A 23,508-nucleotide genomic window follows, 5' to 3' on the forward strand; every position below is an offset into this window, starting at 1 on the left:
TCCTTATGCCTGTTTCTGCGCCAGGGCGAGCTGAATATCACGATAATATTCGTTGTTAATCAGATACTTTTTCATAAGCAGCCCAACCGCAAGGTGAAACAGAGCCGGAATGAGCGTCATCATCAGCGCAATACCGGTGAGCGAACGTGCGCTCTGTTCAACATCGGCCTGATAGCCAAAGTGGCTCAGCAGGAATCCGAGTATCCCGCCCGCGATCCCCATCCCAAACTTCTGGAAGAAGAGGATGCCGCCAAACGCCAACCCGGAAACGCGCAGACCGGTTTTCTTTTCTCCGTAATCCACCGCTTCGGCGATAGAGGACCAGAACACCGGCATCTGCATATCGCAGAAGAAATTAATAAGAAAATAGAACGCAAACGCCAGGATAAGATTTTCACGCCCGACGGAGAAATACATCAGCGCGCTCAGGATAAAGGTAATAATCTGGGTGTAGCGGAACATCTTAATTTTGTCCCAGAACTTGGTTATCCAGGTGGTGGCGATCATCGCTAAAATAGAGGCAACGACACCGGTAGTCAGGAAGGGTGAAATCAGGCTATCTCCGCCGTTCAGATAATACTTGGCGTAATAAGCGGCAACGGAACCGCGAATAACATAACCGCACATCAGCAGCAGAATAACAACGCCGAGAATAATCCACTGATCGTTACGTAACAGATATTTAAACTGTTTCCCCACCGATAGCGAGGTAATTTCCGGCTCGCTGCGTTCACGCGTGGTAAGAAAACAGAAGATAAACAGTAAGGCGCCCATCGCCCCCATCAGCCCCATCGAAAACTGGTAACCCAGCGCCTTGTTGCCCTGCCCCAGCCAGACGGCAAGCATCGGTACGACGATAGTCACCAGGAAAGCGGCAATCTTGGTCATCACAAAACGATAACCGTTGGCGCTTAACCGTTCGACGGGGTCGCTGGTAATCACGCCAATCATCGAAATATAGGGAATGGTGATCGCGGTATAGACCAGGGTCATAAGAATATAGGTGCCATAGGCCCATGCCAGCTTGGCCATATAAGCCATATCAGGCGTAATAAACATCAAATAAACGGCGAAGCCAAAAGGAATGGCAAACCACAGCAGCCACGGGCGGTAACGCCCCCAGCGCGTGTTCAGTTTATCGGTCAGAACCCCCATGGCCGGATCGATAATGGCATCAATCATCCGCACAACCACAAACAGTACGCCAACATCAGCGGCGCTCAGGCCGTAGATATCGGTATAGAAATAGGCGAGGAGCAGCTGCATGGCGATAATCACAACGTTTATCGCCATATCTCCCGCGCCGAAGCCGATTTTTTCCACGATAGAAAGTTTCATGTTGATATTCCTTTACGCTTAACAGCGCAAATCTGGTGAACAATTAATGATGTCACTACATGAAATAAAAACGTTTTTATATAAGCCATCCACCAGACAATCTATGGAGGCTATGAAGAGAGTGTAACTAACCACAAAAAGATATAAAGGTATACCTTTATATCTTTTGATCGGTTTCACATATTTTTATAGACACGATCTTACCCCAGTTTTAAACCGGGATAAGAATCAATAAGATAATGAGCAGGGGGTGGAACGAAAATCAGCGGGAAGACAAAATGGCGCAACTATGGTCCTGAATCTCTTCCGCCGATGCGCGGTTGAAGGTTAGTAAATTACGCTCGGTCGCCAGCAGGACAAAAGAGCCATCGCTTTGGCGTACCACCGCCAGCCCATAGCGTCCCATATGATCGCGCGCTTCCGGCACCTCTTCCGCCAACATCATAAACGGACTACGCTGCGCCAGTTCGCTCTCGGTTACCCGGCGCGCCAGGTATTCATGCCCCATCAGGTCGCCCGGTAGCGGAAGCCAGCGAGTGCTGATGCGCGTGAGATCGTTATCCAGTTGTTCCCGAACGTCAGGACGGATGCAAGAAATATGGATATGCAAATGGTCCTGTGAACGACCAAGCCGCGAATTAATCGCCAGCGAGACTGCGCTATCCGGAATATCATGCCCGTATTTTTTACTCATATAGCCGCGAGCCTGCCAGGCCAGCCAGAAAAAGTTGGGCGTAGCGGGTTCCAGCAATAGCGGGCTTTCTGTACCGTTGATACGGTAGGTGGGCATCAATAAATATTGCAACGGACCGTGACGATCTTTAAAGACGACATAGCCGGCGCGAGGTTTGACTTCCGCGCAAGGCGCTGGGTTTTGATGCTGTAACTGATCGGGCAGGCATTGTTCAAGCACGATTTCCCGTAATGCATCAGGGTTGCCGGAAAATTTCCAGTAACCGACGCCCGCCGCGGCGACAATCACTATCACCGCCAGTAAAAAGTAGCCTGTTTTTTTCATGATATGCGTTCCCTGTGACCCATAGACGGGGAAGAGTAACGCAAAATTGTGGCAAAGAAAAAACCCGGTAACATAATACGTTACCGGGTTTATAAACGGTTTAGCGTTTGCTGATTTGGTCGAACGTACCGCCATTAGCGAAGTGATCTTTTTGCGCCTTCGCCCAGCCGCCAAACACCTCGTCAATGGTGAACAGCTTCAGCTTCGGAAACGCATCGTCGTATTTTTTCGCCACGTCAGCATCGCGCGGACGGTAGAAGTTTTTCGCTGCTATCTCCTGCCCTTCCGGCGAGTAGAGATACTTCAGATACGCTTCCGCCACCGCATTCGTCCCTTTCTTCTCAACGACTTTATCCACCACGGACACGGTCGGCTCTGCGAGAATAGATTCACTCGGGGTCACTATCTCGAATTTATCTTTACCCAGTTCGTTCGTCGCCAGCAGCGCTTCATTTTCCCAGGCGATCAGCACATCACCGATACCGCGTTCAACGAAAGTATTGGTTGAGCCACGCGCGCCGGAGTCCAGCACTTCAACGTTTTTAAACAGGGCTTTGACAAAGTCCTGCGCTTTGGCCTGATCGTTATTGTTGTGGTGCAGGGCGTAGCCCCATGCCGCCAGATAGTTCCAGCGTGCGCCGCCAGAGCTTTTCGGGTTTGGCGTAATCACCGACACACCGGGTTTAATCAGATCGTTCCAGTCATGAATTTGTTTTGGATTGCCTTTGCGGACCAGGAAAACGATGGTGGAGGTGTAAGGTGCTGAGTTATCCGGCAGACGCTTAATCCAGTTTTTATCGATACGACCACGTTCCGCAATAGCGTCCACATCGTAAGCCAGCGCCAGCGTCACGACATCGGCTTCAATGCCGTTAATAACGGAAGTCGCCTGTTTACCCGAACCGCCGTGCGATTGGCGGATCACGACGTTGTCGCCGGTTTCCTGCTTCCAGTGCGCGCTAAACGCTTTGTTGTACTGCTCGTACAGCTCACGCGTTGGATCGTATGATACGTTAAGTAACTGAATATCCTTTGCCAGAAGGCTGGTTGACGCCAGCAATAATGTGAACCCCACGCCCCACTTTTTCATCGCCCGACTCGCTTATGTTGTGTTGTGATGAGCAAAGCGTGCCAGAAAGAGAACCAAACATTAAAGAATAAAAAAAGATTGGCTATAACTTCGGGGAATAAATCTGAGGGATTGCCGGATGGCGGCTAGCGCCTAATCCGGCCTACACGTTTCTGCAACCTGTAGGCCTGATAAGCGTAGCGCCATCAGGCGCGCAAAAACAATCAGTACAGTTTTTTCGCGCACTCCATCCAGTCGCTTTTGAACGGACGCTTCATGTTTTCAATCGCATCGATGATGTCATGATGAACAAGCTGCTCGTTCTGGATACCGACACAACGACCGCCATGGCCTTCCAGCAGCAGGTCAATAGCATACGCGCCCATACGGGAAGCCAGAATGCGATCGTAAGGTACCGGGGAACCACCGCGCTGAATGTGGCCGAGCACCGTCGCACGCGTTTCACGGCCCGTTTCTTTTTCAATAAAGTGCGCCAGCTCGTCAACATCACACATATGTTCGGTGATAGCGACGATAGCGTGTTTTTTCCCTTTCGCGATCCCGGCTTTGATTTCCGCCACCAGATCTTCGCGATTAAATTCAACTTCCGGCACCACGATAAACTCACAGCCGCCAGCAATAGCCGCCGCCAACGTCAGGTCGCCGCAATAACGGCCCATCACCTCAACGATAGAGATACGCTGGTGAGAAGAGGAGGTGTCACGCAGACGGTCAATCGCTTCCACGACAGTGCCGAGAGCAGTGAAGTAGCCGATAGTGTAGTCGGTGCCTTTGATGTCGTTATCGATAGTGCCTGGCAGACCGATGCACGGGAAGCCCATTTCAGTCAGACGTTTTGCACCCATATAAGAACCGTCGCCGCCAATAACTACCAGCGCATCGATACCGCGTTTTTTCAGGTTTTCGATCGCGACAGCGCGAATATTTTCGTCACGGAATTCCGGAAAACGGGCGGAACCGAGGAAAGTACCGCCACGGTTGATCATGTCAGATACGCTGTAACGGTCAAGCTGAACCATACGATCTTCATACAGGCCCAGATAGCCGTCATAAATGCCCATGACTTCCAGCCCTTCCGTCAACGCTGCGCGCACAACACCGCGGATTGCCGCGTTCATGCCCGGCGCATCACCGCCGCTTGTCAACACACCGATTTTCTTAATCATGACTACCTCTGAACTTTGGAATGCAAAATGAAATCTATTGCCGGAAGCCGATTTCGCACTTCGAAACGATCCAACGAATATACAGATAGTATAACAATCCCTTCCTGCTGAATTGATTCAGGTCAGGCCAAATGGCGGTAATTTATACACAAAATGCTGGCCTGGCTCACTTTTTAACAATCAATTATACAAGCTCAAACTTCCTGCCTTCCCTGGGGACGACTGAACAGGGATCCTGATGAATAATGACATCTGAACCCGGAAAACGCCGCAAAATCGCCTGCTCTACCTGGTCAGCCACAAAATGCGCCTGAACGAGCGGCAGATTATCTTCCATTTCCAAATGAATCTGAATAAAGCGGGTCGGCCCTGACTGCCGCGTGCGGAGATCGTGCGCGCCGCTGACTCCCGGCCATGACGTCACGATATCAATAATTTCCTGTCGTTCCGCATCGGGCAGCGCGCGATCCAATAATGACTGCACCGCCTCATACCCCATACGCAACGCGCTATACAAAATATAGATGCCGATACCTAACGCAAACAGGGCATCTGCACGATGCCAACCGTACCAGGATAACCCCAGCGCGATAAGAATCGCTCCGTTCATCATAACATCAGACTGATAATGAAGCATATCCGCCCGTACCGCCTGACTTTGGGTCTTGCGTACCACCCAGCGCTGAAACGTGACCAGTATAATAGTGCATATCAGAGCGATGACGGTAACGCCAATCCCCACGCCGGGGTCGTTCATTGGCGTCGGCTTAATCAGATTCTGGATACTGGTCAAAAACAGAAACAACGCCGAACCGGAAATAAACATACTTTGCGCCAGCGCCGCCAGCGACTCCGCTTTACCGTGCCCAAACGTGTGTTCATCATCTGCGGGTTGCAGCGAATAACGCACGACCAACAAATTCGTCAATGACGCGGCAATATCCACCAGCGAGTCCACCAACGCCGCCAGAATACTCACCGATCCCGTATACCACCACGCAAAAATTTTGATCAAAAGTAACGCTGATGCCATCGCCGTTGCCGCGATAGCCGCCCGGCTAACCAGCCGTCCATAGGTTTGATTCATAAATACTCCCGCTATCTTCTGCCGGTAGTATAACGGATGGTTTAAAACAGTAAGCTAATAACAGAATGACAAACTGGAGATAAAAAAAACCCCCACATCATGTGGGGGAAGACAGGGATGGTGTCTATGGCAAGGAAAACAGGGTTGTTACTGGGAACGTGAGTTGCTACTACTCAATAATTTCAACGATGAACTTTTTTGCCATTGCGCCACGTCGCGCAGTTGCTCCATTCGTTGCTGATGCTTTTCATTCAAAACCGCTTGCTGCTCCGGCGTTAACAGGCGATACATCTGGTTACGCACGCGGGCCATTTCGACCTGGCGGGCGACCTGCTCTTGCGCCATTTTTTCTGCCTGAGCGCGCACAGCGCTTTCATCAAATTTTTCTGCGGTGACAAGCCGATGCATTGTCTCCATTTCGCTAACATTAACAGGAGGCTGTTCGTGCCTTGCCTGTTGCATAAGATCTCGCATCTGCTGACGCTGATGTTCGGTTAAACTTATGCCGTCAAACATATGATTTTGCGCGCTACGCTGCGTGGCCCCGTCACCGGGGTGCCAGTTATCGCTTGTAACAACTTCAGCTGCGTGGCTTAAAAAACTGAATGCCAGCGTTGAGGCCATAACAGCAGCGGTAACTTTGCGCATCGCTTGCTCCCAAAATCTTTTCTGTCGCGATTCAACGAGAGACAGTTTACGATTCGGGCTGCAAACATGCGTCAGGGGGTGTAAAACAACGTAAAGTCATGGATTAGCGACGCCTGATGACGTAATTTCTGCCTCGGAGGTACGTAAACAATGAATAAAATCCTGTTAGTTGATGATGACCGAGAGCTGACTTCCCTGTTAAAAGAGCTCCTCGAAATGGAAGGTTTTAATGTCCTGGTGGCCCACGACGGCGAGCAGGCGCTTGAGCTTTTGGATGACAGCATCGATTTACTTTTGCTTGACGTCATGATGCCGAAGAAAAACGGTATCGATACGTTGAAAGCGCTTCGCCAGACACACCAGACGCCTGTCATTATGCTGACCGCGCGCGGCAGCGAGCTGGATCGCGTTCTCGGCCTTGAGCTGGGCGCGGACGACTATTTACCCAAACCGTTTAACGACCGCGAGCTGGTAGCGCGCATCAGGGCTATTTTGCGCCGTTCCCACTGGAGCGAGCAGCAGCAGAGCAGCGACAACGGCTCGCCGACGCTGGAAGTCGATGCGCTAAGCCTTAATCCGGGCCGCCAGGAAGCCAGTTTCGATGGCCAAACGCTGGAGCTGACCGGTACGGAATTCACCCTGCTCTATTTGCTGGCGCAACACCTCGGCCAAGTGGTTTCCCGTGAACATTTAAGTCAGGAAGTGCTGGGTAAGCGCCTGACGCCGTTCGATCGCGCCATTGATATGCATATTTCTAACCTGCGCCGCAAACTGCCGGAACGCAAAGACGGTCACCCGTGGTTTAAAACATTGCGTGGTCGCGGCTATCTGATGGTTTCCGCTTCATGATAGGAAGTTTAACCGCGCGCATCTTCGCCATCTTCTGGTTGACGCTGGCGCTGGTGCTAATGCTGGTCCTGATGTTGCCCAAGCTCGATTCACGCCAGATGACCGAGCTGCTGGACAGCGAGCAGCGCCAGGGATTGATGATAGAGCAACATGTAGAAGCTGAACTTGCGAACGATCCACCCAACGACCTGATGTGGTGGCGTCGCCTGTTCCGCGCGATCGATAAGTGGGCGCCGCCTGGACAGCGGTTATTACTGGTGACCTCTGAAGGACGCGTGATCGGTGCTGAACGCAGCGAAATGCAGATCATTCGTAACTTCATTGGTCAGGCGGATAACGCCGATCATCCGCAGAAGAAAAAATATGGCCGCGTAGAGATGGTGGGGCCGTTCTCCGTTCGCGACGGAGAGGATAATTACCAGCTTTACCTGATTCGACCGGCCAGCAGTTCGCAATCCGATTTTATTAATCTGCTGTTTGACCGCCCGCTCCTGTTGCTCATTGTCACAATGCTGGTCAGTTCGCCGCTCTTGCTATGGCTGGCATGGAGTCTGGCGAAACCGGCGCGTAAGTTGAAAAACGCGGCTGATGAAGTGGCGCAAGGCAACCTGCGTCAGCATCCGGAGCTGGAGGCGGGTCCGCAGGAGTTCCTCGCCGCTGGCGCCAGTTTTAACCAGATGGTGACGGCGCTGGAACGGATGATGACCTCGCAGCAGCGTTTGCTGTCAGACATCTCCCATGAGCTGCGAACGCCCCTTACGCGCCTGCAACTGGGTACCGCGCTGCTGCGTCGTCGTGGCGGCGAAAGCAAAGAGCTGGAGCGTATTGAAACCGAAGCGCAGCGTCTGGACAGCATGATCAATGACCTGCTGGTGATGTCGCGTAACCAACAGAAAAACGCGCTGGTCAGCGAAACGATGAAAGCCAATCAGCTATGGGGCGAAGTGCTGGATAACGCCGCCTTTGAAGCCGAACAGATGGGCAAGTCGTTAACGGTAAATTATCCGCCGGGGCCGTGGCCGCTCTATGGCAACCCAAACGCGCTGGAAAGCGCGCTGGAAAATATTGTTCGTAATGCGCTGCGCTATTCACATACGAAGATTGAAGTCGGCTTCTCGGTGGATAAAGACGGTATTACGATCACGGTCGATGACGACGGGCCGGGCGTCAGCCCTGAAGACCGCGAGCAGATATTCCGTCCGTTCTATCGCACTGATGAGGCGCGCGACCGTGAATCCGGTGGTACTGGCCTGGGTCTGGCGATTGTCGAAAGCGCCATGCAGCAGCACCGCGGCTGGGTTAAGGCTGACGATAGCCCGCTGGGTGGGTTGCGGCTCACGCTGTGGCTACCGCTGTACAAGCGAACCTAAAAACCATCGGCCTGCGAATGCAGGCCGATTTTTTATCTCGCCATCAAGATTTACCGGGAAATGTCTGGCGCTAAAATCCACTCGGCGCTGTCGTTCCACACGTCCATCCGGGTAATTTTGCCATCGCGCACTTCGAAACGATCGATAAAGCGGTTATCGGCAAACGGGCGACCGTCGGGCCATTCGCCATACAACGTACCGTTGGAATAAATCACAACGTAATCATCATGCTGCACCGCATCAAACTCGCCCAGCGCCTTCTTTACCCACTTGTAGCGAGCGCCGTTAAACTGCGCGATATCTGCCGCGCCCGCCATCGCCCGGCCTCCGGTGAAGGTAATTTTCACCTCCGGGTGCATATACGTTGCGGCGCGTTCAGCATCGGGAATCATCGAGGCCACCAAAAATTCTTTTACGATCGCCACCGCATTTTCAGCTTCAGTCATAATCCTTCCTTTCATTTTGGCGGAGTTTTATCCCCCCACAGTCGTCTGGCGCTATCTTCAATTTTGCCGCTCAAACGACGCTTCTGCATGGTGCGGCTCCAGCTCGCCGACAGCCCGGCGGCGCTCAACAGCCGGTGATATTGTTCGTCATCAAACGGCATAGACCAGGCGATAACACCCGCTTCATGAACCGAGACATCGCTCAGACGCGACGCCAGTTCCAGCGGCGCATCGCTGGAGACCTTACCTGGCGCAATGACCCGATACAGCCAGCCGGTTTTTCCGCTGTTCTGCATAAGGAGGGCCATGTCGCTGATGGCAAAGTGGAAATTAAGTTTAAAGCATGGAGAGCGCGGCTGAGTGACCTGGATCAACGCCTCGCCCCAGCGGTAGATGTCGCCAATAAACACGTTGTGTTCGGTCATTCCGTTCGTCGACAGATTCTCGCCAAACGCCGGGGCGCAAAACAGCGTCGCCTGCTCGGGGAACTGGCGAATCCAATCAGCATAGTGTTCGCGGGGGTAATGGCATAGCGCGCGGTCGGGGCCGCCGTGGATTTTCTTTTCGGCCTGCTGATCGCCTGCCAGACCCAGCTCGGTCAGCATGAGTTCGCCGTCGATTTGCACCTTGGCGATAGCGCTCGGGCGGCTGCCGTCATAGTCACGAATTTTGCCAATAAACACGTCAACCGGATAATGCATCTGCTGCTCCTTACGCGGATACAAAAAAAGCGAGTCATCAGACTCGCTTCTACAGACGTGCAATGCAAATTATTTTTTAGCGGCGAAACGCGCTGCTGCTTCGTCCCAGTTCACCACGTTCCAGAACTCTTTGATGTAGTCCGGGCGGCGGTTCTGGAATTTCAGATAGTAAGCGTGCTCCCACACGTCCAGACCCAGGATCGGGAAGCCGGAAGCGCCGGAAATGGCTTCACCCATCAGCGGGGAATCCTGGTTTGCGGTAGAAACCACAGCCAGTTTGTCGCCTTTCAGCACCAGCCACGCCCAGCCGGAGCCGAAACGGGTTGCTGCTGCTTTTTCGAATTCAGCTTTGAAGTTGTCAACGGAACCGAAGTCACGCTCGATAGCCGCTTTCAGATCGCCCTGCAGAGTGGTGCCTTTTTTCAGCCCTTTCCAGAACAGGCTGTGGTTAGCGTGGCCGCCCGCGTTGTTACGCAGCACGGTTTTTTTGTCCGCTGGCACCTGATCCAGTTTAGTAATCAGTTCTTCAACCGGCAGGTCAGCAAACTCAGGCAGGTTTTCCAGCGCCGCGTTAGCGTTGTTGACATAGGTTTGATGGTGTTTGGTGTGGTGAATCTCCATCGTCTGCTTATCGAAGTGCGGTTCCAGTGCATCATAAGCGTACGGCAGGGATGGCAGTGTATAACTCATAATCATCTCCATTATTGTCGAGCGGCACAGTGTTAACGCCGCGTAAGCAGTTGGTTCATTATAGTTAATTAAATGATATTGAAAATGATTATCAATGCCGTACTTTTTCCAGGGTTATAAACGTTACGGCATCCGCTGAAAAAAATCGTTTTTTACGCCTCCAACCGAAACCGCCTGTTGATGAATTCCTGGAAATCATGAAATGTGAAACAGGGTTTCAAAATCTTTCTTTTGGTGCCAATTTTTGTCAGCGGTGGCAAAATCAAGAAGGTTATAATTTCACCATGCAATTACATTCCCGGTAAATTATTACAATTGCGAGGGAATTATGAAGCAACCTGGTTTTATACGTCTGGCTACGTTGGCCTTACTCTCCACACTCTCTTTCTTCTCCCACGGCGAAACCATTTTGCGCCTGGCCTACGCTGAAAATAGCCAGCCGGTAAAAGATGCGTTGCACTTCCTGGGGCAGCAAGTTGAAGAGAAAACGGGCGGCGATATCAAAGTACAGTACTTCCCGGACGGACAGCTTGGCGGCGAGCGCGAACTGGTGGAGTTGACGCAGGTCGGCGTCGTCGACATCACTAAAGTGTCGTCCGGGCTGATGGAGAGTTTTTCGCCTGAGTACGGCGTGTTCTCACTTCCCTACCTGTTTGCCACCGTCGATGAATACTACCGCGTAATGGATAACCCACAGGTGATGGAGCCTGTTTATCAGTCCACCGCCGCGCAGGGGTTTGTCGGCGTAGGCTGGTATGATTCCGGCGCGCGTAATTTTTATATGAGCAAAGCGCCGGTTAAACGCATTGAGGATTTACGCGGGAAGAAGATCCGCGTCATGCAGAGTGAGACGGCGATCCAAACTCTCAAACTGCTGGGCGCTTCGCCCATCGCCATGAGCCAGGCGGAGGTCTATACCTCGTTACAACAAGGCATTCTCGACGGCGCGGAAAACAATGAGTTCGCTCTCACCATCGCCCGCCACGGCGAAGTCGCCCGTTATTACACCTACGATATGCACACCCGCATTCCCGATATCCTGCTAATGAGTACCCTCACGCTGGAAAAGCTGACGCCGGAACAGCAGCGCATCGTCGAAGCCGCCATCAAGGCGTCGATCGAATTTGAGAAAGCCGCATGGGACAAGGAAATAGAGAAAACCAGGCTGGCGGCGGTAAAAGATTTCAACGTTGAATTCTACGAGATCGACAAAAAACCCTTCCAGAAGGCAGTACAGCCTATTTACGACGGCCTGAAAAACAAACCGCGGCTTTACGGGCTGTATCAACGTATCCAGACAGCAAAAAATTAATCTAATCAGGAAATTAAGATGAACACATTCAGAAAAGGACTTGATTTATTGCTGGGCGCTATCTGTTGCCTGGTGCTGGCGATAATGGTTGGCATCGCCTGCTGGCAGGTGGTGAGCCGCTACATTCTGGGCGTTCCCAGCACCCTTACCGAAGAGATGCTGCGATTTCTCCTGGTGTGGGTATCAATGCTGGGCATGGCTTTTGTCGCCGGTCAGAAACAGCATATCAGCCTGACTCTCTTACTGGATAAGGTGTCGCCGACGATTCGTGGCTGGTGGGATATTATTCTGCAGGTCATTTTTATCGCGTTTTCCATTTGGGTATTGATTATCGGCGGCTTAAAGATTTCTGCGATTTCTATGCTGCAAATCTCCCCTGCGCTGGGCATTCCGATGGGGAAAATTTATTACGCGCTCCCCTGCGCAGGCGTACTGATCATCCTCTATGGGCTGCTGAATATCGTTGACGCCCTGAAAGCTATCCATTCCGCCACGGATACCACTGAGCACACTCTGGAGAAATCACATGATTGACCCTATTTTTGCGTCCTGTACGCTAATTGCCGTCTTTGTTGTTTTACTGGCCATGGGCGCGCCTATCGGGATCTGCATCGTTATCGCCTCTTTCAGCACCATGATGCTGGTACTGCCTTTCGATATTTCGATGTTCGCCACCGCGCAAAAAATGTTCTCCAGCCTGGACAGTTTTGCCTTGCTGGCCGTGCCGTTCTTCGTTTTGTCCGGGGTGATCATGAATAGCGGGGGAATTGCCGCCCGGCTGGTCAATTTTGCCAAACTGTTTACTGGCAAACTGCCCGGCTCGCTCTCTTATACCAACATCGTCGGCAATATGATGTTCGGTGCAATTTCCGGATCGGCGATTGCCGCCTCAACCTCCATCGGCGGCGTGATGGTGCCGATGAGCGCGCGCGAAGGTTACGATCGCGGCTTTGCGGCCGCGGTGAATATCGCCTCCGCGCCGACGGGAATGTTAATTCCGCCCACCACGGCTTTTATCCTTTATGCGCTGGCAAGCGGGGGAACATCGATTGCCGCTCTGTTCGCCGGCGGTCTGGTCGCGGGAGTGCTGTGGGGCGTTGGCTGTATGCTGGTCACGCTGGTAGTCGCTAAGCGTCGAAATTATCGGGTTTTCTTCACCGTCCAAAAAGGCATGGCGCTAAAAGTTGCCGTTGAGGCCATTCCCAGCCTGTTACTGATCGTGATTATCGTCGGCGGCATTGTGCAGGGGATTTTCACCGCCATTGAAGCCTCCGCGATTGCCGTGGTGTATACGTTATTGCTGACGATGGTGTTTTACCGCACGCTGAAAATTAAGGATTTGCCTTCGATTTTGCTCCAGACAGTGGTAATGACCGGGGTCATCATGTTCCTGCTGGCAACCTCTTCGGCGATGTCCTTCTCGATGTCGATCACCAATATTCCTGCGGCGCTGAGCGATATGATCCTCGGTATTTCCGCCAATAAACTGGTTATCCTGTTAGTCATTACCGTCTTTTTGTTGATTATCGGCGCATTTATGGATATTGGTCCGGCCATTCTGATTTTTACCCCGATTCTGCTGCCGATCATGGCTAAACTGGGCGTCGATCCGGTGCATTTCGGCATTATCATGATCTATAACCTGGCGATTGGCACCATTACGCCGCCAGTTGGCAGTGGTTTATATGTCGGGGCGAGCGTCGGTAAGGTCAAAGTTGAGGAAGTGATTAAACCGTTGCTGCCTTTTTACGGCGCGATTATCGGCGTTCTGTTATTAATTACCTACATTCCGGAAATCACACTGTTCTTACCCCGTATACTGGGCATCATGTAAGCGCATAGTTTCCTGCACATCTCGTTGCCGGATGGCGATTCGCGTCTTATCCGGCCAACGCACGATAATAATTATCCGCAGGTCATCACCAGGTAAAAAAAACCGGCTACCTATAAAGTAGCCGGAAAAGGGAATAAATAATAAACAGGGATAATGATTAGAATGTGTAGCCTATACCCACGCGGAAACGGGTTTGTCTTTCATCGCTGTTGCTATTGACGGAAACATTACCTACCTCAACGAATGGCGACCATTGGTCAATAATATAGGCAGTTCTGAAGTTATATTCATAGTTATCTTTGCCGCCATCGTAAAGATCATATTTATCGGCTTTCTTATAAATTCCTTCGATTGTCCAGTCAAAGTTGTTCCATTTATAACCCGCCCAGACATCCATACGATTGATGGTATCATCATCACGGATATCAGAAGAACGGCGTACATATTCAAAACGATAGCGCGCACCAACCCACCAGCTTTCATTTAATGTCCACGTCGCGCGGAAGTAAGGCTTATAGGTAGAGTAACCGTTGCCTGTTTCCAGCACGAAACCCGGTTGCCTGGCGACATCACCGGTTTTAAATTGGTAGCTTATCGTATATTCGTTGCCCTGTGTTTCCAGGTCATTAAACGCTTTATTGGTGTCATCCCCGCCTGATTTTGAGATAGCTTCTATCGCAAAACCAACACCATTCGCAAACCGATGAGAAATATACGCACGGTCATAGTTAGCTTTACTGTCGTCAAGATATTCATGACGAACATCGACATATACTGCATGCGCATTTGTTACAACAAGAGGTAATAGTAAGAAAAGAGATTTTCTCATAACAGAATCCATTTAATTTAAAATTAAAACGTTGTTTCATGTCAGACCGTTACAACCATAATACGCAATGTGAATGGCGACAATATAGACAAAGATCTTTAATTTAAAATTGGGATAATGTTCAAAAAGCAAAATAAAATAAATGAAATTCATATTCGCCATATAAAATAAAAATCAAAACACCATCAACAACACTAATATAGGAATTTCCTTATACTTATATTTCATTGATTCCTAACGTTAATTTCAATATATTTAAATTGTAAATACAAATAAAACAACTAAATAATTACTGTATAACTACCTTTTTATCAAACGGTAAGTCAGACTATTCCCATTATGTGATCTCACGCAGCGTTTTCTTTGCATTGTTGCCAGCTAAGTCGTTTCGTGTCGTTATGATGAAGGTATTTTAGAAAACAAATATTACCCACTGATTTAAATAACATCCAGACGGTCACGATGCGCTCCGACTTTTTTAAAACGTGAAGTTAATCACTTCATTAACGTGCTGATTGCCAGAATACACCCAACGGCGGCAATCGTTATAAGGTTACCAGGCTGCGTAATTTTTAAACTCATGCAAACGGAAGGGGTATCCCGTCCATAAAAAATAATGAGGAACATGTCATGAGTAACGCGATTACGATGGGTATTTTCTGGCATTTGATAGGGGCGGCCAGTGCAGCCTGCTTCTATGCCCCGTTCAAGCAAGTGAAACAGTGGTCATGGGAAACCATGTGGTCAGTGGGCGGCATCGTCTCATGGCTTATTCTGCCGTGGACAATTAGCGCTCTGTTACTGCCTGATTTCTGGGCCTATTATGGGCAGTTTAACCTCTCCACCCTTTTACCGGTTTTTCTGTTCGGCGCCATGTGGGGCATCGGCAATATTAATTACGGTCTGACCATGCGTTATCTCGGGATGTCGATGGGTATCGGCATCGCTATCGGCATTACGCTTATCGTCGGCACGCTGATGACGCCTATCATCAACGGTAACTTCGATGTGTTAATCCATACCGAAGGGGGACGCATGACGCTACTTGGCGTTTTTGTCGCGCTGATCGGCGTCGGGATTGTGACGCGCGCCGGACAGTTAAAAGAACGCAAAATGGGCATTAAAGCGGAGGAGTTCAATCTGAAGAAAGGGCTTCTGCTGGCAGTGATGTGCGGTATTTTCTCGGCGGGGATGTCTTTTGCCATGAACGCCGCGAAACCGATGCATGAAGCTGCTGCCGCGCTTGGCGTTGACCCGCTCTATGTCGCGCTGCCGAGTTACGTGGTGATTATGGGCGGCGGCGCGCTGGTGAACCTCGGTTTCTGTTTTATCCGCCTGGCAAAAGTGCCAAATCTGTCGATAAAAGCCGACTTCTCGCTGGCAAGACCGTTGATTATCAGCAATATTCTGCTGTCCGCGCTTGGCGGTCTGATGTGGTATTTACAGTTCTTTTTCTATGCCTGGGGTCACGCGCGCATTCCCGCGCAATATGACTACATGAGCTGGATGCTGCACATGAGCTTCTATGTGCTGTGCGGGGGGCTTGTCGGTCTGGTGCTAAAAGAGTGGAAAAATGCTGGCCGCCGTCCCGTTGCCGTATTAAGCCTCGGCTGCGTGGTAATTATTATCGCGGCGAATATTGTCGGTTTAGGCATGGCCAGTTAATCGCTTTGATTACTGAGATGACGCCATTGGCTCGGCGTCATCCCGGTTTCCCGCGTGAACACCACTGAAAAATAATTACTATCTTCAAAACCGCACTGCATCGAAATCTCACTAATCATCAGCGGGCTATGCTGAAGCAGATACTGCGCGTGGCAAATACGGACCTGGCGTAAATATTGATTAATCGTCATCCCGGTTTGGGCGCGAAACTGCTGCCGCAGCACCCGTTCGCTGCATTGTTCCTGCTGGCAAAACGCATCCAGCGCAAAGGGACACTCAAGGCTATTAGCCAAAGCGGTAATTAATTTATCCAACAGGGTTTCTCGGGAGGTTGCCGGAAGATCGTCGGTCGCGTAGCGATGCCGTTTTAACGTCATCACCAGTTGACCAAACAGCAATTCCGCCATCTCATTCGCCAGCGGATCGCGTCCATTACTCTCATGTTCAAGCTGGTTAATGACCTGCCGCGCCTGATTCATTCCCATACTGCCCAGCCGCCAGTGAGGATGCCACTGCGCTCCCTGAAAGCCGGGAATCATCGCCTGCCAGTTTACATTGAGTTTCAAACGCTCCGGGCAGTAAATGATATTTTGCAGCACCAGATCGTTAACGGAGGTATAGGAGTGTTTGTCTTCAGCACGAATGTAAAACAGATCGCCGCGGGTAATTCTGTATGGGCGCTCATTAAGAACGTGTAGGCCATTGCCCCGCCAGACCATCACCAGTTCACAAAACTCATGCGTATGTTCCGCAAAAACATCCTGTGGATAGCGATCGGCAACCGTAACGGCCTGCTGCTCATCAGTAAAAAAATCTTTTTTCAAAAGGATTAACTGATTTGCCACCGCAGCACCTCATGTTGAATGCTTGCCGGATGGCGCTACGCTTATTCTGTCTACCGCTCGCCGCCGTAGGCCAGGTAAGGCGCAGCCGCCATCCGGTATTAAAGGGTATAATTATCAGCATATTGGCGACGAAAACGTTGATAGCGTTCGCGTTACTGGATTATCGCATCGCGTCCCTGACGGATATCCCGCGGCGACCAGTTAAATTCTCGGCGAAACAGAGTCGAAAAGTGGTTACTGTCGCCAAAACCGCAGCGGTACGCGATTTCTGTCACGCTATGATCGCTATGGCGCAATAAATGCCGGGCTTTGATCAAACGCAGGCGATTAAGGTAACGTTGCGGCGTCAGGCCGGTATGCTGTTTAAGCTGACGATGCAGCGTACGTAGCGACAGCGAAAACTGTTCAGCTACCGCCTCCCAGCAGACCTCCTCCGCAAAATGGTCTTCCAGCCATGCCATCAGTTGGTTGAGTTTGGCGTCGTTATTGGTCGCGCCTTCCATCAGGCTACTGCGGCGCAACAACACCAGTAGTTGCATAAACAAAATTTCGCGATTCGCCACGGCAGGCGCATCCATGCCGTCTCCGGCGCGCTCCATCAGACCGACCAACTGGCGCACCTGCTGCAACACACTCTGATTCACCCGCCAGTGAGAAGGATAGTAACCATCCTGCTCCTGCGGCAGCAATTGATCCAACCCCGCCAGGAACTGGAAGGCGTCCGGTGAACGCCACAGTACATTCGTCAGGCATAGGTTGTCGGTATGTTCATATAAATGCCGGTCGTGATCGCGAACAAAACACACGGTACCGCCGCTGATGGTATACGGCTGCCCGTTGAATACATGAATGCCCGTACCGTGTTCCACAATCACGATTTCATGAAAATCATGATGATGTTCAGGAAAAGCGGCTTGCGGCAGACGAGGTTCAATCGCCACGGGCGCTTTACCTGATGGAAAAAAATCCACGCTATGCAGTACGGTCATGGTTGCTTCCTCCTGAATTCAACATGTCCGAATAGTAATTAAGGGTTATCGGCCTCACCTTAAATTTTTGACGCTAAAGCGCGCAAACATGGTCTTTTTTTCAAGAAAAGGCGGGAAAAAGCGGGAAATGCGGACGACATCACACCGGCCTATTAGTAGAAACTGTGAACGCTATCACGTTCATCTTTGCCTTGTTGCCAGCGGCTCATTTTCCTGTCAGTAACGAGAAGGTAGGTCTTTGAGGGCTTTTTTAGACTGTGCGCAATGACTCTAAGAAGGACCTGATTATGACTTTTCGCCATTGTGTCGCGGTTGATCTCGGCGCATCCAGCGGGCGCGTGATGCTGGCGCGTTACGACAGCAAACACCGCACCCTGACGCTACGTGAAATTCACCGTTTTGTGAACTGCCTACAAAAAACAGACGGGTTTGACACCTGGGACATCGACAGTCTGGAAAAGGATATCCGTCTTGGTCTGAAGAAAGTCTGCAATGAAGGCATTCTTATCGACAGCATCGGCATCGACACCTGGGGCGTCGATTATGTCCTGCTGGATAAACAAGGTCAGCGTGTCGGCCTGCCGGTCTCCTACCGCGATAACCGTACCACGGGCATCATGCCGCAAGCGCTGGTCCAGATCGGCAAAAGCGAAATCTATCGCCGCAGCGGGATTCAGTTTCTGCCGTTTAACACCATCTATCAGCTACGCGCGCTGACGAAACAACAGCCTGAGTTAACAGCGCAGGTCGCTCATGCGCTGCTGATGCCCGATTATTTCAGCTACCGCCTGACCGGTAAAATGAACTGGGAATACACCAACGCCACGACCACCCAGTTGGTCAATATCAATACCGATGACTGGGACGATACCCTGCTGGCGTGGACTGGCGCGAAAAAGAGCTGGTTCGGTCGCCCCTCGCACCCTGGCAATGTTATCGGCGACTGGATTTGCCCGCAGGGCAACCGTATTCCGGTGGTAGCCGTCGCCAGCCACGATACCGCCAGCGCCGTTATTGCCTCTCCGCTGGCAAATAAACATAGCGCTTACCTGTCTTCAGGCACCTGGTCGTTGATGGGTTTTGAAAGCAAAATGCCCTACACCACTGACGAGGCGCTGGCTGCCAATATCACCAACGAAGGCGGCGCAGAAGGGCGTTATCGGGTACTGAAAAACATTATGGGTTTGTGGCTGCTCCAGCGTGTGCTGAAAGAACGGCGCATTACCGATCTGCCTGCGCTTATTGCCCAAACAGAAGCGCTGCCGGCCTGCCGTTTCCTGATTAACCCGAATGACGATCGCTTTATCAATCCTGACGATATGCGCGCTGAAATCCAGGCCGCCTGTCGCGAGACCGACCAGCCCGTTCCCGTCAGCGATGCCGAACTGGCGCGCTGCATTTTCGACAGTCTGGCGCTGTTGTATGCCGACATTCTGCACGAACTGGCAAATCTGCGCGGCGAAAAATTTACCCAACTGCATATTGTCGGCGGCGGATGCCAAAACGCGCTACTCAACCAGTTGTGCGCCGATGCATGTGGTATTCGCGTGATGGCCGGGCCGGTTGAAGCCTCCACCCTTGGCAATATTGGTATTCAGCTTATGACCCTCGACGAATTAAACAACGTCGATGACTTCCGTCAGGTCATCAGCGCTAACTACGACCTGACAACCTATATCCCTAATCCTGATAGTGAAATTGCCCGCCACGTTGCGCAGTTTCAACCCAAACGACAGACAAAGGAGCTTTGCGCATGACCACTCAACTGGAACAAGCCTGGGAACTGGCAAAACAACGTTTCGCCGCAGTAGGTATTGATGTCGAGGAGGCGCTGCGCCAGCTCGATCGCCTGCCGGTTTCCATGCACTGCTGGCAGGGCGACGATGTTGCCGGATTCGAGAACCCGGAAGGTTCGTTGACGGGCGGAATTCAGTCAACCGGCAACTATCCGGGCAAAGCGCGTAACGCCACCGAACTGCGCGCCGATCTGGAACAGGCGCTGCGCCTGATCCCAGGCCCAAAACGGCTGAACCTGCACGCTATCTACCTTGAGTCGGATACGCCGGTTGCCCGCGACCAGATCAAACCGGAGCATTTTAAAAACTGGGTGGAGTGGGCGAAAGCGAACCGGCTGGGGCTGGATTTCAACCCCACCTGTTTTTCTCATCCACTGAGCGCTGACGGTTTTACCCTCTCTCATCCAGACGCGAAAATTCGCCAGTTCTGGATCGATCACTGCAAAGCCAGCCGCCGCGTCTCGGCATACTTTGGTGAGCAGCTCGGTACGCCGTCGGTGATGAACATCTGGATCCCAGACGGCATGAAAGACATTACCGTCGACCGTTTAGCCCCGCGCCAGCGCCTGCTGGAAGCGCTGGATGAGGTCATTAGCGAGAAATTCGACCCGGCGCACCACATCGACGCCGTTGAGAGCAAACTGTTTGGCATCGGCGCGGAAAGCTACACCGTCGGCTCCAATGAGTTCTACATGGGCTACGCCACCAGCCGTCAGACCGCGCTGTGCCTGGATGCGGGCCACTTCCATCCCACTGAAGTGATTTCCGACAAAATTTCCGCCGCCATGCTCTACGTGCCACGGCTGCTGCTGCACGTCAGCCGCCCGGTACGCTGGGATAGCGACCACGTGGTGCTCCTGGACGATGAAACCCAGGCAATTGCCAGCGAAATCGTCCGTCATAACCTGTTCGACCGTGTGCATATCGGTCTGGATTTCTTCGACGCCTCTATCAACCGTGTCGCCGCGTGGGTTATCGGTACCCGCAACATGAAAAAAGCGCTGCTGCGCGCTCTGCTGGAACCCACAGATCAACTGCGTCAGCTTGAGGCCAGCGGCGATTACACCGCGCGTCTGGCGCTGCTGGAAGAGCAAAAATCTCTGCCGTGGCAGGCCGTCTGGGAGATGTATTGCCAGCGTCACGACACGCCGGCTGGCAGCCAGTGGCTGGACAGCGTTCGCGTCTATGAAAAAGAGATCCTGAGCAAACGTAGCTGACAGCGACACCTGATCTGTAGGCCGGATAAGACGCCCGCGTCGCCATCCGGCAATAAATGAAACACGATTGCCGGATGGCGCTGCGCTTATCCGGCCTACGTAAGACCCGAATAACCTTCGGGCAATAAATGGGAACACGAACATGCAAAATATTACCGATTCCTGGTTCGTCCAGGGCATGATTAAAGCCACGTCTGATGCGTGGCTGAAAGGGTGGGACGAACGTAATGGCGGTAACCTGACGCTGCGTCTGGATGAAGCCGATATCGCACCGTTTGCAGCTAATTTCCACGAAAAACCGCGCTACATCGCGCTAAGTCAACCCATGCCGCTGCTGGCGAATACGCCGTTTATCGTTACCGGTTCCGGCAAATTCTTCCGCAACGTGCAGCTCGATCCGGCAGCCAATTTAGGCGTGGTCAAAATCGACAGTGACGGCGCAGGCTACCACATTCTGTGGGGCTTAACCCACGACGCGGTACCCACCTCTGAACTCCCGGCGCATTTCCTCTCCCACTGCGAACGCATCAAAGCCACCCACGGCAAAGACCGCGTCATTATGCATTGCCATGCGACTAACCTGATCGCCCTCACCTACGAACTGGAAAACAACACTGCGCTGATCACCCGCAAACTGTGGGAAGGCAGCACCGAATGTCTGGTGGTATTCCCGGACGGTGTCGGCATTCTGCCGTGGATGGTGCCAGGCACCGATGAAATCGGCCAGGCCACCGCGCAAGAAATGCAGAAACATTCGCTGGTACTGTGGCCGTTCCACGGCGTGTTCGGAAGCGGACCTACGCTGGATGAAACCTTCGGTTTGATAGATACCGCAGAGAAATCCGCTGAGGTATTAGTCAAAATCTATTCGATGGGCGGTATGAAGCAGACCATCACGCGCGAAGAACTGGTCGCACTCGGCAAACGTTTTGGTGTGACACCGCTGGCCAGCGCCGTAGATCTGTACTGATACCTCCCAACTCAACGCCGGATGCGGCTTTGCCTTATCCGGCCTACAGGACGGTGCGCATTTTACCGTAGGCCCGATAAGCGTAGCGCCATCGGGCAACAGGGAATTTTTTTAAGGAGAATAGTGATGAGCTTTATGTTGGCACTGCCAAAAATTAGCCTGCATGGCGCTGGAGCGATTGCCGATATGGTGAACCTCGTGGCGAATAAGCAATGGGGCAAAGCGCTGATCGTTACCGATGGTCAACTGGTAAAGCTGGGCCTACTGGATAGCCTGTTTAGCGCACTGGATGAACATCAAATGTCTTACCACCTGTTTGATGAGGTGTTCCCAAATCCGACAGAAGAGCTGGTGCAGAAAGGTTTTGCGGCGTATCAGAGCGCAGAATGTGACTACATTATCGCCTTCGGCGGCGGCAGCCCGATCGATACCGCAAAAGCGGTGAAAATCCTCACCGCCAACCCTGGCCCTTCCACCGCCTACTCCGGCGTCGGCAAAGTGAAAAACGCCGGCGTACCGCTGGTAGCAATTAATACTACGGCAGGTACCGCGGCCGAGATGACCAGCAACGCGGTGATTATCGACTCTGCCCGTAAGGTCAAAGAGGTGATCATCGACCCGAATATCATCCCGGATATTGCCGTGGATGACGCCAGCGTCATGCTGGAAATCCCGGCGTCTGTGACCGCCGCAACCGGCATGGATGCCCTGACCCATGCGGTGGAAGCCTATGTCTCCGTTGGCGCGCATCCGCTCACCGACGCTAACGCGCTGGAAGCGATTCGCTTAATCAATTTGTGGCTACCGAAAGCGGTTGACGATGGCCATAACCTCGAAGCCCGTGAGCAAATGGCATTCGGCCAGTACCTGGCGGGTATGGCGTTCAACAGCGCCGGTTTGGGGCTGGTTCACGCGCTGGCGCACCAGCCGGGCGCAACCCACAATCTGCCGCACGGCGTCTGCAACGCTATCCTGCTGCCAATTGTCGAGAATTTTAACCGTCCGAACGCCGTCGCGCGTTTTGCCCGCATCGCACAGGCGATGGGCGTGGAGACGCGCGGTATGTCTGACGAAGCCGCAAGTCAGGAAGCGATTAACGCTATCCGTACGCTGAGCAAACGCGTCGGCATTCCAGAAGGTTTCAGCACGTTGGGCGTCACAAAAGAAGATATCGAAGGCTGGCTGGATAAAGCCCTCGCCGACCCGTGCGCGCCGTGTAACCCGCGCACCGCCAGCCGCGATGAAGTTCGCGGGCTGTACCTGGAGGCGTTATGATCCGCAAAGCCTTTGTGATGCAGGTAAATGCCGACGCGCACGAGGAGTATCAGCGTCGTCATAACCCAATCTGGCCGGAGCTGGAAGCCGTATTAAAATCTCACGGCGCGCATCACTACGCGATTTATCTCGATCAGGAGCGCAATCTGCTGTTCGCCACCGTTGAGATTGAATCCGAGGAGCGCTGGAACGCCGTTGCCAGCACCGACGTTTGCCAGCGTTGGTGGAAACATATGCGTGACGTTATGCCCGCGAATCCGGATAACAGCCCGGTCAGCGCAGAGCTAAAAGAGGTGTTCTATCTGCAGTAAGTCGTGTGCCCGATGGCGCAAGCTTACCGGGCCTACGGTTTTATTTTTTGTCGGCCGGATAA

The 23,508-nt window shown here is 52.2% G+C and carries 23 protein-coding genes; 11 read left to right on the forward strand and 12 right to left on the reverse strand.

The window, feature by feature from the left end; all coding sequences use genetic code 11:
* Window positions 1–3: 3 nt before the first annotated feature.
* The 6 genes from K8W53_RS22430 to cpxP form a co-directional block, all read right to left on the reverse strand.
* Window positions 4–1,338, reverse strand: coding sequence for an MFS transporter (locus K8W53_RS22430; RefSeq protein ID WP_000777314.1), 1,335 nt, complete (start codon window positions 1,336–1,338; stop codon window positions 4–6).
* A gap of 262 nt (window positions 1,339–1,600) precedes the next feature.
* Window positions 1,601–2,356 (reverse strand): CDP-diacylglycerol diphosphatase, encoded by a 756-nt coding sequence (locus K8W53_RS22435; protein WP_000750757.1) that lies wholly within the window; start codon window positions 2,354–2,356, stop codon window positions 1,601–1,603.
* 100 nt (window positions 2,357–2,456) lie between these two features.
* The gene (locus tag K8W53_RS22440; RefSeq protein WP_020838226.1) at window positions 2,457–3,446 is read right to left on the reverse strand and encodes a sulfate ABC transporter substrate-binding protein; all 990 of its coding nucleotides are present in this window, start codon (window positions 3,444–3,446) and stop codon (window positions 2,457–2,459) included.
* A gap of 203 nt (window positions 3,447–3,649) precedes the next feature.
* On the reverse strand, window positions 3,650–4,612 hold the full coding sequence (gene pfkA, locus K8W53_RS22445) for a 6-phosphofructokinase (RefSeq protein ID WP_000591793.1): 963 nt from the start codon (window positions 4,610–4,612) through the stop codon (window positions 3,650–3,652).
* 184 nt (window positions 4,613–4,796) lie between these two features.
* Entirely contained in the window at window positions 4,797–5,699 is a 903-nt protein-coding gene (gene fieF, locus K8W53_RS22450) for a CDF family cation-efflux transporter FieF (RefSeq protein ID WP_001077321.1), read from the reverse strand.
* A 147-nt stretch (window positions 5,700–5,846) separates the two neighbouring features.
* Window positions 5,847–6,347 carry a cell-envelope stress modulator CpxP gene (cpxP, locus tag K8W53_RS22455; protein ID WP_001233463.1) on the reverse strand — a complete coding sequence of 167 codons (501 nt, stop codon included), beginning with the start codon at window positions 6,345–6,347 and terminating at the stop codon, window positions 5,847–5,849.
* A gap of 150 nt (window positions 6,348–6,497) precedes the next feature.
* Between cpxP and cpxR the strand changes: the two genes are divergently transcribed.
* Window positions 6,498–7,196 carry an envelope stress response regulator transcription factor CpxR gene (cpxR, locus tag K8W53_RS22460; RefSeq protein WP_001033731.1) on the forward strand — a complete coding sequence of 233 codons (699 nt, stop codon included), beginning with the start codon at window positions 6,498–6,500 and terminating at the stop codon, window positions 7,194–7,196.
* A complete protein-coding gene (cpxA, locus tag K8W53_RS22465) occupies window positions 7,193–8,566 on the forward strand; it encodes an envelope stress sensor histidine kinase CpxA (RefSeq protein WP_000580402.1) in 1,374 nt (457 codons plus the stop codon). Before cpxR ends, cpxA begins: the two co-directional genes overlap by 4 nt.
* A 50-nt stretch (window positions 8,567–8,616) precedes the next feature.
* On the opposite strand, the gene K8W53_RS22470 is transcribed toward cpxA, so the two are convergent.
* From K8W53_RS22470 to sodA, 3 genes are all read right to left on the reverse strand, one after another.
* Complete coding sequence (locus K8W53_RS22470) at window positions 8,617–9,012, reverse strand: nuclear transport factor 2 family protein (protein WP_000133441.1); 396 nt, start codon at window positions 9,010–9,012, stop codon at window positions 8,617–8,619.
* Window positions 9,013–9,023: 11 nt separating this feature from the next.
* The gene (yiiM, locus tag K8W53_RS22475) at window positions 9,024–9,713 is read right to left on the reverse strand and encodes a 6-hydroxyaminopurine reductase (protein ID WP_000559229.1); all 690 of its coding nucleotides are present in this window, start codon (window positions 9,711–9,713) and stop codon (window positions 9,024–9,026) included.
* 69 nt (window positions 9,714–9,782) lie between these two features.
* A complete protein-coding gene (sodA, locus tag K8W53_RS22480; RefSeq protein ID WP_000122632.1) occupies window positions 9,783–10,403 on the reverse strand; it encodes a superoxide dismutase [Mn] in 621 nt (206 codons plus the stop codon).
* 328 nt (window positions 10,404–10,731) lie between these two features.
* Here sodA and K8W53_RS22485 point away from each other — a divergent pair, with 328 nt between their 5' ends.
* The 3 genes from K8W53_RS22485 to K8W53_RS22495 are packed head-to-tail and all read left to right on the forward strand — an operon-like array spanning window position 10,732 to window position 13,549.
* On the forward strand, window positions 10,732–11,715 hold the full coding sequence (locus K8W53_RS22485) for a TRAP transporter substrate-binding protein (protein WP_000812816.1): 984 nt from the start codon (window positions 10,732–10,734) through the stop codon (window positions 11,713–11,715).
* 18 nt (window positions 11,716–11,733) lie between these two features.
* Entirely contained in the window at window positions 11,734–12,249 is a 516-nt protein-coding gene (locus K8W53_RS22490) for a TRAP transporter small permease (protein WP_001091413.1), read from the forward strand.
* Window positions 12,242–13,549, forward strand: a complete 1,308-nt coding sequence (locus tag K8W53_RS22495) for a TRAP transporter large permease (RefSeq protein ID WP_023224798.1) — start codon at window positions 12,242–12,244, stop codon at window positions 13,547–13,549. Before K8W53_RS22490 ends, K8W53_RS22495 begins: the two co-directional genes overlap by 8 nt.
* 157 nt (window positions 13,550–13,706) lie before the next feature.
* Here K8W53_RS22495 and K8W53_RS22500 read toward each other — a convergent pair whose 3' ends face one another.
* Window positions 13,707–14,390, reverse strand: coding sequence for an oligogalacturonate-specific porin KdgM family protein (locus K8W53_RS22500; RefSeq protein WP_161400186.1), 684 nt, complete (start codon window positions 14,388–14,390; stop codon window positions 13,707–13,709).
* A 618-nt stretch (window positions 14,391–15,008) separates the two neighbouring features.
* Between K8W53_RS22500 and rhaT the strand changes: the two genes are divergently transcribed.
* Entirely contained in the window at window positions 15,009–16,043 is a 1,035-nt protein-coding gene (rhaT, locus tag K8W53_RS22505; protein WP_023181427.1) for an L-rhamnose/proton symporter RhaT, read from the forward strand.
* On the opposite strand, the gene rhaR is transcribed toward rhaT, so the two are convergent.
* Together rhaR and rhaS are read right to left on the reverse strand one after the other, a co-directional pair.
* Window positions 16,040–16,888 (reverse strand): HTH-type transcriptional activator RhaR, encoded by an 849-nt coding sequence (rhaR, locus tag K8W53_RS22510; protein WP_000013290.1) that lies wholly within the window; start codon window positions 16,886–16,888, stop codon window positions 16,040–16,042. The two genes, rhaT and rhaR, sit on opposite strands and share 4 nt — an antisense overlap.
* Window positions 16,889–17,040: 152 nt before the next feature.
* Window positions 17,041–17,877: an HTH-type transcriptional activator RhaS gene (rhaS, locus tag K8W53_RS22515; RefSeq protein WP_000217112.1), complete on the reverse strand. Its 837-nt coding sequence runs from the start codon at window positions 17,875–17,877 to the stop codon at window positions 17,041–17,043.
* Between the two features lie 287 nt (window positions 17,878–18,164).
* On the opposite strand from rhaS, the gene rhaB reads away from it, so the two are divergent.
* The 5 genes from rhaB to rhaM all read left to right on the forward strand — a co-directional run bounded on the left by rhaB (window position 18,165) and on the right by rhaM (window position 23,446).
* Window positions 18,165–19,634, forward strand: a complete 1,470-nt coding sequence (gene rhaB / locus K8W53_RS22520) for a rhamnulokinase (RefSeq protein WP_023224799.1) — start codon at window positions 18,165–18,167, stop codon at window positions 19,632–19,634.
* Window positions 19,631–20,890, forward strand: coding sequence for an L-rhamnose isomerase (gene rhaA / locus K8W53_RS22525; protein ID WP_000211470.1), 1,260 nt, complete (start codon window positions 19,631–19,633; stop codon window positions 20,888–20,890). Before rhaB ends, rhaA begins: the two co-directional genes overlap by 4 nt.
* Window positions 20,891–21,032: 142 nt before the next feature.
* The gene (gene rhaD, locus K8W53_RS22530; protein ID WP_023224800.1) at window positions 21,033–21,860 is read left to right on the forward strand and encodes a rhamnulose-1-phosphate aldolase; all 828 of its coding nucleotides are present in this window, start codon (window positions 21,033–21,035) and stop codon (window positions 21,858–21,860) included.
* A gap of 126 nt (window positions 21,861–21,986) precedes the next feature.
* Entirely contained in the window at window positions 21,987–23,135 is a 1,149-nt protein-coding gene (gene fucO, locus K8W53_RS22535) for a lactaldehyde reductase (RefSeq protein WP_023224801.1), read from the forward strand.
* Entirely contained in the window at window positions 23,132–23,446 is a 315-nt protein-coding gene (gene rhaM / locus K8W53_RS22540; RefSeq protein ID WP_000619478.1) for an L-rhamnose mutarotase, read from the forward strand. Before fucO ends, rhaM begins: the two co-directional genes overlap by 4 nt.
* Window positions 23,447–23,508: the final 62 nt, after the last annotated feature.

Source organism: Salmonella sp. A29-2 (assembly GCF_020150755.1).
GTDB classification, from domain to species: Bacteria; Pseudomonadota; Gammaproteobacteria; order Enterobacterales; family Enterobacteriaceae; genus Salmonella; species Salmonella enterica.